At 58.0% G+C, this 11,776-nt stretch carries 7 protein-coding genes; 6 read left to right on the top strand and 1 reads right to left on the bottom strand.

The annotated features are described in order from the left end of the window. The first annotated feature begins 39 nt into the window (after positions 1–39). The 6 genes from EZE58_RS01065 (at position 40) to EZE58_RS01040 (ending at position 6,244) form a co-directional block, all read left to right on the top strand. Positions 40–966, top strand: coding sequence for a hypothetical protein (locus tag EZE58_RS01065; RefSeq protein WP_167559623.1), 927 nt, complete (start codon positions 40–42; stop codon positions 964–966). 1,799 nt (positions 967–2,765) lie between these two features. Beyond that, the gene (locus EZE58_RS01060) at positions 2,766–3,044 is read left to right on the top strand and encodes a hypothetical protein (RefSeq protein ID WP_167559622.1); all 279 of its coding nucleotides are present in this window, start codon (positions 2,766–2,768) and stop codon (positions 3,042–3,044) included. After that, complete coding sequence (locus EZE58_RS01055) at positions 3,041–3,244, top strand: antitoxin HicB (RefSeq protein WP_167559620.1); 204 nt, start codon at positions 3,041–3,043, stop codon at positions 3,242–3,244. Before EZE58_RS01060 ends, EZE58_RS01055 begins: the two co-directional genes overlap by 4 nt. 121 nt (positions 3,245–3,365) lie before the next feature. Further along, positions 3,366–3,953, top strand: coding sequence for a recombinase family protein (locus tag EZE58_RS01050; RefSeq protein WP_205772006.1), 588 nt, complete (start codon positions 3,366–3,368; stop codon positions 3,951–3,953). After that, positions 3,950–4,204: an RNA polymerase subunit sigma-70 gene (locus tag EZE58_RS01045; RefSeq protein ID WP_167559618.1), complete on the top strand. Its 255-nt coding sequence runs from the start codon at positions 3,950–3,952 to the stop codon at positions 4,202–4,204. The genes EZE58_RS01050 and EZE58_RS01045 overlap by 4 nt, the downstream gene beginning before the upstream one ends. Positions 4,205–4,495: 291 nt before the next feature. Beyond that, positions 4,496–6,244: a DUF2813 domain-containing protein gene (locus tag EZE58_RS01040; protein WP_167559616.1), complete on the top strand. Its 1,749-nt coding sequence runs from the start codon at positions 4,496–4,498 to the stop codon at positions 6,242–6,244. Positions 6,245–8,003: 1,759 nt separating this feature from the next. On the opposite strand, the gene EZE58_RS01030 is transcribed toward EZE58_RS01040, so the two are convergent. Then, complete coding sequence (locus EZE58_RS01030; protein ID WP_205772005.1) at positions 8,004–11,660, bottom strand: DEAD/DEAH box helicase; 3,657 nt, start codon at positions 11,658–11,660, stop codon at positions 8,004–8,006. Positions 11,661–11,776: the final 116 nt, after the last annotated feature.

Raw genomic sequence — 11,776 nt, 5'->3', positions numbered from 1 at the left:
AGCCCTTCCGACACCCCCACTGCTGTCGCCCGCATCGAGATGATGAACCAGGACCGCGCGAAGGTCGGCCTTCTGCCCATCCAGGTGGACGTCAACCGTCAGCGCCAGCAGGACCCCTCGGACCCGATCTTCGTGCACGAGACCGCGACCGTTCGCGTCCAAGGAGCCTCGCAGGAGGAACTCGACCGCATCAACATCGGAAACGTCCGCTCGGAACCGGAACGCAAGGCCAAGGCTGGGGACGTCATGGCGGCGGCAGTCGTCGCCCACCGCCTCAACGGGAAGGTCTACGTCGGACGCGGGCAGGGCGAGAACTCCGTCCCCGACCAGGTGAACCGCTATGTCGCAGAAGGCCCCAACGGCCCTCTCCGAGAGCGCCTCGCTCCCACGCAGGCGGACAAGGACGAAGCGGGTCGCGTTCGCATTTGGGTCCGCTCGCAACAGCCCACCGACGACTACCAGGCCGCTCTCCGACATGCGCTGACCACCGAGTACATGTCCGTACGCGAGGCTGGCACTGCCGCGAGCGCCATGAACGGCTTCACTCGCTACCAGAACCGCCTCGAAGAGGCCCGACAGAAGGCTCTGGCCAAAAACGCCGCCCAGCAGTCGCCTGATGGGCCTGCCGTGCATTCCCCGCGCCCCGCAGGATCGCGCTGGCTGGGGCAGAAAGATCAGAAAGTCTCGATCACGGCTCGTGTCGAGGTAGCCCACGAGGTTTACAACGACTACGCGGACCTTCCCCGTGTTCTCTACATCATCAGGACGCCGCAGGGTGATCTCGTGCGCTGGTTCGCCTCTGAGGATCAGGGTATGGAGCCAGGGGATGCCGTGACCGTGCAGGGCACCATCAAGAATCACTCCACCTTCAACGGCGAGCGGCAGACCGAGATGTGGTACTGCCTAGCTCCGGTGATCCATCCTCCGGTGACTCACCCGCCTCCCCCACAACCAGGCCACAAGTAGACCTCGCCCTAAGGGCACAAGCGAGGTCTCAGGCCCAACCACCAATGCCACTAATGGAGTCGTCTGTCGCAAATCTAGTGCCCCGTCGTTACTGAGGTTGCGAGCCTGGGGAGCTAGGCACCCACATGAACACTGCTCTAAAGAATGGACTCGAATCTCGTGACCATAGAGTCAAACACTGCCCAGTTTGATAACCATGTGACAACGCACCCACTGGCAGTTCGTCACGCAGTTCCCGCATTACTCCCCAAGAGCCAGTGAAGCCCGAAGCACGGGCTCCTTTTCCGGCCACCGTTTAGGGGCATTGAATGGTCTCGATTCTCAAGACCTTCCAGACAACTCCAATACCTCTGTTACCAGCAATGGAGATAACGTCACCAATGGAGCCCTGTGCTGCAAATTTGCCGCCCTTCCCCTCCCCGTCGCCACTGGGAGCAAGACGTTTACCATGGGTCTCAGTGCCCACATATGGTCTCGAATCCCGTGACCATATCTATGCAGCCATCCGTTCGCACCCAATACCGGCAATGGTTGCAATGCAGACATTGGCGTCGCGTGTCTCATTTTTAGTGCCCCCACTATCTGGACTACTCACCATACGATCTCGGCCGGCCGAACGCCCGGCCCTCCCCACTGGGCCGACCATCCATGCCCGGCGTCCTCCACCGATGACAGTAATTCGTCAACTTCCCCTGATTCGTTGAATCCGCTCATGCAAGCATGTTGATTCCGATTAGATAAGTTCTTCACACCAGACACCTCTATTAGAGGTAATAGCCCCATTGGGGGTAACACCACCGTTAGAGACATTAATCAACTCCAATCCCTTCCCTTGACAATTCATGACTACACGCTGAATACTGGACAGCGCGAAGGCCTCTTGAGGCGGTTCCCCCGGCGATCCGGGCGAACCGAACTCCCGAGGCCTTCGTCGCATTCACGACCTTCAAAGTTTTGAACACACAAAACCGTCGCCATTCCTCTCCCCACGCGAACCTGTCAAGGGTTTTCAACCACGAATTTTGGTGCCCTAAGGCCCAGTGATTCTCTCGGGAAAACCCACTTGCCCCCTTTTATTGCTACAGTGCCGAAATCGTCTTTCTGAGAAAAACAACGCTTATGGTTGCTCCATCACCGAGCATCAGCAGAGACGGAGAGTGGAACATAGCATGTGCCGAGGACACGACACCCACGACCATCAAATCCGTTGCACATGCTGCGATCCTGCTCATCGCCGCGAGAGTCGTCACACGCGCCAGATGCGCCAACGCGGCATGCCAGACGACGCGAAAGTCGACACGGAGTGGGCAAGAGGCACGATCCAGCAGCGTAAGCCTTCGGCCCGACACCGCTCTGAAGCCATCTACGACCCTGCCCCGGCAGTGCGTGCCGAGCGCGCACAGTACGGGAATCTGTGCGAGGAAGAGCAAGGAATCCTGGCAGCAGATGAGTCCCCCAGTGTGAGGCAAGCGCTCGCGCGGAACCCGCGGCTCACGCCACGAGTACGGGAAGCCCTCGCCTCAGACGAACATCCAAGAGTGCGCGCCGCCGCCAGAGGACGCTGGTGGGTCCCCGCTGGGCGGATGTCTGCCGCCCGAAGCGCGCTCCGCCGCCGCGCACTAGCGCTGGCGGAGAGCGGCGCGGATGCGGTCCTGGACGGGTCGGAGGCCGCCGCGACAAGAGTCGAGACAGCCCTCGCAGCGGTACCCGATGTCCTGGACGAGGCTGTCGGCCTCACGCCGACCGAATACAAGGTCACGAATCTCGTGACCACCCGTGAACACATACAAGGATGAAACATGGCATATCTGATTGATCCGGCCCAGCCCGAAGTACAGGAAGTCGCTGAGGAAGTTGGCGGCTACCCCTACGTAGCAAAAGTGAAGTCAACCACGCCCGATGGAATCTGCGAGGTCGAAGTCACGGTCGTCGGCCCCGGAGACCGCGATAACGGTTTTCCAATCCGCGGACGAAAACTCATCTACATCAGCGCAGAAATAGCAGAAGCGCATCAAGTTGACCGTGAAGAGTCCCACGTCCGGGCGAGTGCGCTCATGCCGAGAGCTGAAGAGGAGTGAGCACCGAGCACTACGCCTACCGCGTTCAGTGGTCCCAGAAGGATCAGGAGCACGTCGGGACCGTCACCGAGTTCCCGTCGCTCTCCTGGCTGGATCCAGACCCTTGCGCCGCCTTCGACGGCGTCCGCAACCTGGTGGGCGAGGTCCTGGAAGACATGGATCAAGCAGGAGACGAGCAGCCCCCTAAACGTGTCCGCTAGACGTCCGTTCACCGGACACTTGGCAGACCCACCGCCAGATTCCACAGAAGGCGTCCGGAAGACCCGTCCGCTAAAACGTCCGGTGAGGGCACGTTAAACGGACTGATGAACAAGAGAGTAGATGATGAAGATCGGGTACGCACGATGCTCAACCATTCAGCAAGATCAAGATCTCACTGCCCAAAGGACGGCGCTTGCCAAACTCGGCGTCGAAGCTGACCGGGTCTACACGGACGTAGGGAAGACAGGCACGAACCGGGACCGCCCAGGGCTCCGCGAAGCATTGGCGGCACTCCGGGAGGGCGACATCCTCGTGGTGACCAAGCTGGACAGGTTGGCCAGGTCAGTGCGGGACGCCGCGGACATCGCAGCCGAGGTGGAGACCCGCGGCGCGAAGCTTTCGCTCGGAGGCTCTGTCCACGACCCGAGCAACCCCATGGGAAAGCTCCTTTTCACTGTCCTCAGCATGGTGTCCGAGTTCGAGGCCGACCTCATACGACAGCGGACCAGGGAAGGTATGGCCGTCGCCCGGGCCCGGGGACACCTCCGCGGTAAGACGCCGAAGCTCTCCCCCGCACAGGACCGACACGTGGCAGCGCTCGTAGCCGCGGGTGAGCCGGTAGGAGAAGTGGCACGCTTAATGAACATCGGTCGCGCCACCGTTTACCGTGCCGTGGAGCGCGCGAAGGCGAAGGAGTCGGCAGGGTGATCGACCAGGAGTTCAACGACCTAATGTTCAAACGAGCAGAGACCCTGGACACACTACTTGCGGTCTCCCGTGGGGTAGCCGACGCCGAGGACTACGGCGACATGGTGGGAGCCGTCCGACTGGTGGAAATCGCCGCCGAGCAAGCTCGACGTGCGATCATCGCGGAAGCCCGGGCCGCGGGGTATCAGTGGGAGGACGTCGCCACCGCGCTCGGGGTGACAGCGCAGGAAGCTCGGGTCAAGTTCGAATAACACGGCACCGCCTGTTCCGGACGCTCACTAGGTGGGAGCCTCGCGAAAGATGGCAGCGTCCATAGGTCGCCGCATGGCGGTCTGGCGCCGGCAATTCGTGGCCAGGATACGATCCAAAAGCGCAGGGCATTGGAAGAGACGTCGCGGACGTCGATAGCGGACATGTGATCTGAGGCTCACGATTACGGCTTCCCGCTTCTCGACATGAGTGCTTCACTACCGATCATCTTCGGGCATAATGTTGATGTAGTTCCCGTTTGCAGCACGCGGGCCGTCAACGAGGAGGTGCCCGTGTTCGTATCGCGTATTCGTCTGAAACGGTTCCGTGGCTTCGAAGCAGCCGAACTGCGCTTCGATAGTCACGTTGCCATCGTTGGCGAACCGAGGGCAGGCAGGTCCGATCTACTCCTGGCATTACGGCGCGTACTGCATCCGAGAAGCACCAGTGCGCGACTCGATCCGCTCGATATTCACCAGCCCGCGACAGATGAGCTGACCGAAGTCGAAGTCTCCCTCACAGATCTCGGGAACGATCTTGAGCAACTATTTGACGCGCGACTGGAATTGCTGAACTCGGATACGGGCCTCCCCGCAACCAAAGGTGAAGAATTTCAGGCCAAGTTGGGTGTCCGACTGTGCTATCGCGCCCGGTATGACAATGAAACTGACACCGGTGAGCATTGGGTGGACTGGGCACGAGACAGCGACCCTGACATCGACTCATATTCTCGTGCACGTCGTATTGAGCGTGAGGCACTTCCAGTCGCCTGGATTCAGAGCGACTCGCCTCTTCAGGTTCGAGCAGAGGGCGCCTTCCGCGCGTTAATGGAGGGCGCACGCCCAGATGCCGTACGGTCGGCCCTTGACGGGCTAGTCCACGATGTCGCCGACGCCACGGCGACCTTCAGCCAGAGTGAAGCTGTCGCTGAGACCGTCACGGATGTCCTCGATGCCGGGGGAACAGCGCTCCTTGGCGTTGATGACCCGAATAGCGTTCGCTTCGTCGCTGAGGACGGATCGCTGGCCGGACTGCTGCGTGCACTACGCCCGGCCCTTGAACTCGACGATGCCGGGACATTGCCTTTGACCAGTCACGGATCGACAGCTTCCGCAATTCTAGCCAGCGCGGAAGCGATAGCTGCAGCCAAGCGACTGGGAGAAGAGGGTTTGGTGGTGTTTGCCGATGACTTCGGCGACACGCTTGATGCCTCAGGCGCGGAACACGTAGCGATACAGCTGAGAAGTGCGTCAAGGCAAACCTGGATCAGCACCCGACGCGCGGACCCGCTCAGGGCGTTCATGCCCGAAGAAGTGATCCGGTTCACTCGCAGCCACGGCTTGCGCCAGCACCATCGCTTATCTCCATCCACCGATAAGAAGGCCCGGCGCGCTCATCGTGACCTTCTGCCCCATCTGTTGGCAGGTTGCACGAGTAAGACTGTAGTCCTCGTTGAGGGTCCGCACGATGTCGAAGGATTGCAAGCGGTCGCGCGCCGCATCGTATGGCTGGGCCGCGCCGAAGGCGACCTTTCGAGCCGCGGTATGCGGCTGCTAAGCGCTCCGGGCGAGACGGGAGGCAAGGATAGGCTTGCAGACTTGGCCCGTCTCGCAATCGAACTCGGCTTCCACGTTCGAGCCATAGTGGATAATGACTCTCCAGGATCAGATGGCGATCTTTACGACGAACTAGAAGCCTTGACCGAACAGCTCGTCGTTCTACCAGATCGAACCGCTATCGAGCGCGCGCTCGTGTACGGGTTGAGCGCACCCGCCCTACGAGAAGCGATTCGAGGCCTAGTGACTGGGTACGATCTAGTGCCAGCCGATTGGGGATTGCCGGACCTGGGAAATCTGGAACGCATCGACGAAAGTGCTCTAGTCGACGCTGTCCTGAGAAAGAAACTGCTGAAAAAGAGCCCCGGACTCCATGCGCCGTGGGTTCAGTCTCTCCCCAGCGGTGAACTACCGCCGATTGCCGAAGCGGTGCTCTGCACACTGCACAGCGGTTTGCCTGGCCGAATTGAGCTGCGTGATCCATGATGACGTTCGAGCCGGGACCTGAACAGCGGGGAGTCATCGAGTCCACCTTGCCCTTACTGGTTGTTCTAGGTGGAGCCGGTACAGGCAAGACCACGACCGCGTGCGCCGCCGCTCGTGCTCACCTGGAGCGACAAGAGACACCAGACCGTGTGTTGTTCTTGTCTTTCTCACGGGCTTCAGTGAGTCGCGTACTTCAGCGGGCTCGTGGACTTGTCGGGTCGTGGAGCTCTCACATAGAGGTGACCACCTTCCATGCCCTCGCGTGGTCCATCGTTCGCCGTTTCGGTCCGATCCTGGGGCACGAGAACCCTGTGCTAAGACCACCTGCCTACCACCGGTTGGTGCACGAACCAGGGTCACTTGAATACGACCATTTGATCCCCATGGCTCTAAGAGCGTTAGGAAACTCCGCCGCCGTGCGTCAGCACGTCGAGAACCGCTGGGGATTGGTCATAGTCGATGAATTCCAAGATACAGACAGGCTTCAATCTCGCCTAGTCGATGCCGTCAGTCCTCGATCACGACGTATTCTCCTTGGCGACCCAAATCAGTGCATCTATACATTCCGGAGTGCTGAAGGAGTGCGCCCTGAGCGGATTGACGAAGCTGCTCGTGAAGCAGGTCCCGAGGGAGTTATTCGTTTGCCGTCGACATCTCATCGGGACACGACCGGTCTGATTCCTGCTATCGCCGAGGCAATCATGCGACGTGAATTCGATAGCGAGGCGATCCAAAACGGGTTAGACACCGATCGTCTCATAGTTGAAAGTCAGATCGACCAAGAAGACGAAGCGGAAGTTGTAGCCGAGCGCGTGCGCGCCCTGACAGACGATGGCCTAAGCATTGGGATCTATTGCCACCACAATGACATGCTGGCTTCCCTGTCAGACGGGCTCAACGTACGGGGGATCGACCACGACATCGCCGGACTCTCGGATGCCGTGAGCCTCGCACTCCTAGCCCAAATGGAAATGTGCAGGTATGCCCAGGGACAGGGCCAATGGAATGATGTTCTTCAGGCTCTCGCTGTATTCATTGCAAGTGCGCAGAAGGGCTCGAATGTTCCGCCCCTAGCCCAAGACATCTTGGAAGGGAGAGGCTCGCAGACTCTTCAAGCACGACTCACAGAGATCGAGCGCTCCCTACGAGCCATGCCCCTGGACGAGGCCACCCTGATCGCTGGGCGTGCTCACACGGTCATCGGGCTCCCGAGCAAAGCTCGCGCTTGGCACTATGCCAGTCGACTTCTGGGCCCGATGGTCGCCAGGGCGAAACGGACACGAGGGGCAAGTGGTATTGCGCACGCTCTGGCTCGCGAGGTCGAGCAAACGGCATCTGGTCTGTTAACCGATGTGACGGACGCCCCAGGCGACGTCCAGTTAATGAACCTGCATCAAACCAAGGGCCGGGAGGCGGACGCAACCATCGTAATTCTCCGCTCCACAGACTTTTTCGGCAATCGCGAGCAGAGCCCATTCATAAACACGAGTCGTCTACTCTATGTCGTCTTCTCCCGCGCCCGGCACCGAATCATACTGCTTCTCGTCGGTCAAGGTCTTCCACCCCAGGTTGCTCCCTTGACCGGGCTCGCTAGCGCCTAACACTTGCCCTACCCTCATCCAATGGATGGATGGTTCAAGGCATAGACCACGGAATCCAGAATCATTACTTCCAGGAATTCCTCATCGATGGTTGCTCGATTGACGACGGAAAAGTGAGGCTGCTGGTACTACTAAGGCAACCTTGAGCTTGAGCTGGGTCAGTCCGCTTCCAGGGAAGGCAAGGAATCGACGATGCGCATCGTCTCCAAGCTCACAGTTGTAATCTTCCCGATCAAATCGATGATGTACCGAGGTTGGTTGTGTTCGCGAGCCCAGTCGTTGGGATCGTTCACGATGCCTGATGCCTTATCGGTCTTCACCTGGTAGCGCTCGAGAATCCAGTCTAGGCCCGATCTGGAACCCAGCATGTACCGTTGCGCTTCCTCGGGAATTCCTTCGATAGTGATGTACGGGTTGTACTTGATGATCGTCTTATCCCAAGCACCGGACCTGCCTCCGTACTTCATTTTCGACACAGCAAACCGTTCAAACTCTTCGGTTGGTGCAACCGTTGTAACATTCTCTGACAACGGGTAGGGCTCCATCTCCTCATAACTGAGGTGCAACGCCGAGAGTTCACGACCGGCCTGCACGAATACCTCAAAATTTGCACGGCCTTTGACTTGTGGGATGCGGGGCAGTGTCTTCTTCAGCTCGGCGGCATAGGTGATTCGGTAATCCGAGGAGTGCAACAGGCCATAAACGTAAAAGAATATATCGTCCTTTGACACCTGGTCACCATAGGCCCGCCTGTATTCACTGAGTGCCCAATCTGTGATGTTGTCTTCGCGAGTCGGTGTGGTCAGCAGCGCATCCCCAGCAGGAGCGATATACCGGTAGCGAGCGAAAAACTGCCCCCCGCTTCCAGCTCCAGTTAAGTGCAAATTGGGAACTATATCTGTCATCAGGACCGAAAACGGAACTGCTGAGCTTGCACCAACGTTATAAAAGCCGAAATTTTCATATTCGCGATTAGGGAATACTTCCTTCAGACGGTAGCGACGCTCGTTAAGATCTGCCGAAAAGTATACGTGCTCTGCCTGAAACGGCCGGTACATTGATGGACGTATATTTTCGACGTCAAACTCTGCCGTCTTACCCCTCTGCAGTCTTTGCTTGAGACCATCTGCCCACGAAATCTTTCTAGAATCCGAATCAATAAAATTCCCGACTGGCGAAGGTTTACCTGAGACCTTCCACCGCTCAACTTCGCTATTGTAAAACTCGATCATCGCGTTCGCGTTGGTTGCCAGCTCTTCCATCGACGAGTTATATACCCAAGCGTCACGACTCGTACTCAAACCACCTGTAGACAGTGCGAAAATAATTTGTGAGGACCTGCTCCTTTTATCTGCGATGAGGGGGAGCTTTTCATAGTTGGGATCACGCTGATTGATCCAGTCCCCGTACTGATTCGGCGTCACCGTTTGCCACTCTAAGGTTGAAAGGGAGTTCTTCTCCAGCGTTGAGAGCTTCGTTGAGCGGTCGAGGTAGTCTCCGACATCTTTATAGTGCAGAACGCACTGGTCAGGCGCTCCTGGCCGCTTCACCAAAACCATCACCGCAACTGTATTCCGTGACCCCGAGTCGAAGATCTTTCCACCCTCCTTACGGCTCAGTTCACCAGCCGTACGTTGGTTCCCTCGGAGGTTGTAGATGTAGATGTCGTGGAACTCGTCGGTGAGAGTCTTCCGCAGACCATCAGCTGTGTTTCCGTCGATATACCCACCGTTAGAGACGTAGCAGACGACGCCACCGCTGTCGGAGTCAAGAACTCGATTGGATGCCCATCGAATTGCGCGAATGTATGAGTCATACAAGGAGTTCTTGTTCGTCGCTGATGACCTTGCCGCATACGTTGACCGGATCGATTCGTCCAGTGTCGGATACGCCTGGTTGGCGTTGTTGTCGTTGCCACTGGTTTGACCCACTGAGTAGGGCGGATTCCCCAAGATCACTCGGATATCGAGGCCGTTCTGGGCGATGACACGGTCGTTGTTGCCAGTGAACATGGCGTCGTCGAGCGTGCCCCCGTCCTCCGTCATCTGGAACGTATCGGTCAGCACAATCCCTTCGAACGGTCTGTACCCAACCTGGTCCGGGTCTATTCCACTTTCTGCGGCTGCTTCTCGTTGGAGACCATGGAACGTGGCTTCTATATTGATCGCGGCAATATAGTAGGCCATGAGCAAGATTTCGTTGGCATGAAGCTCATTCGCGTACTTCCGTGCAAGGTCAGCCGGTTCGATCAGGCCAGATTGGAGGAGCCGGGTAATGAACGTACCTGTACCAGTGAACGGATCGAGCACATGGACGCCTTCGCCAGAGATCGTGGTGCCGAAGTGTTCCTTGAGCACGTCGTTGACTGACCGGAGGATGAAGTCCACGACCTCGACCGGGGTGTAGACAATGCCGAGAGACTCAGCGGTCTTGGGGAATGCGAGCTTGAAGAAACGTTCATACAGTTCCGTGATGATCTTCTGCTTGCCCTGTGCTGATTCGATCCCTTCAGCGCGCACCCTGACAGACCGGTAGAACTCATCGAGCTTCCCCGTCTCCGTATCGAGGTTGTACTCCTCCAGCACGGCGAGCATGGTGTCCATCACCCTCGAAACCGGGTTATGGGCAGTGAAGTCATAGTCATCGAACAGTGCGTCAAAGACCGGTTTCGTAATCATGTGTTGTACCAGCATGTCGACGGCGTCGGTTTCGGTGATCCCGTCGTTGAGATTTGCCCGAAGTGCTGAGACGAACTCGGTGAAACGACCTTCAACAACTGAGTTTTCAGGATCGTCGATGATGGAAAGCAGACGGACGGTCTGCCTGTCGGCGATGTCCTTGACATCAGCAGCCCAGTCCTCCCAATATCTACGGTCACCCACCTTCCTGACCATGCGCGCGAAGATAGCGTTCTCCCACGCCGCAGCATTGACCATAGAAAACAACGCCTCAGCACCGTCCTGCCCCGACGACCGGTCAGAATCCGCGTCTTCGTCGTCGGTGCCGACACCGATGACATCAACCGTCTTGTTCGCACCCTTGTCCAAGTCGATCTTATTGATCATCGCTTCAAAACGGTCATCATGTGCACGCAACGCTTGCAACACGTCCCACACGACTTTGTACTTCTTGTTGTCATTCAACGCCGTCTCAGGGTCCTGGTCAGCTGGCACCGCGATGGGCAGCACAATGTACCCATATTCCTTGCCCGGTGCTTTACGCATCACACGCCCAACAGCCTGAACAACGTCCACTTGAGAGTTCCGAGGGTTGAGGAACAGAACTCCGTCAAGGCTAGGAACGTCCACGCCTTCGGTCAGACACTTCGCGTTCGTGAGAATCCGGCACGTATTCGCGCCAACTTCTTCCTGGAGCCAATCCAATCGCTTGGAACGTTCGAGGACGTTGAAGGTGCCGTCAACGTGCTCGGCTTCCATCCGTAGCTTTGACTGTTCATCAGTACGGTTAACAAGGAGCTCGCGTCCGATCTTCTCGAACTGATCCGCCAGAGCCTTTGATTCCTTGATATTCCGAGCGAACGCTACGGCACGGTTCATTGGAGAATCATCATTGATCGCCAACCGTTGGCCGTGTACACCGCGTTTCGACAGACCATTCCAACACCCGACGATCCTGGCGACGTCGTCAAGATTGAGGTCACCATCTTCGGACAGCAACCGTTGGAACGACGTCGCAACCGAAGTCTCGTCAACGGCCAAAATCAGGACTTTGTAATCAGATAAGTGTCCGAGTTCCACCGCGCGACCGAACCCGAGGTGATGGAACTCCGGACCATAGGTGGATTCGTCGTCCATCGAATACACCGCCACACCGTCCTGTGCAGCCTTTGCCGGCTCATCGCAGTTGAGGGTGTAGTCGGGGTCTGAATCCGCCGGCCTCGAGTAGAGATCGGGCGATGTAGTGGGTGAGG

Origin of the sequence: Brevibacterium sp. LS14 (assembly GCF_012027885.1) — a bacterium.
Lineage (GTDB): Bacteria > Actinomycetota > Actinomycetes > Actinomycetales > Brevibacteriaceae > Brevibacterium > Brevibacterium casei.
Note: the sequence above shows the minus strand (reverse complement) of the source record. Positions and strands in the feature narration are given on the sequence as shown.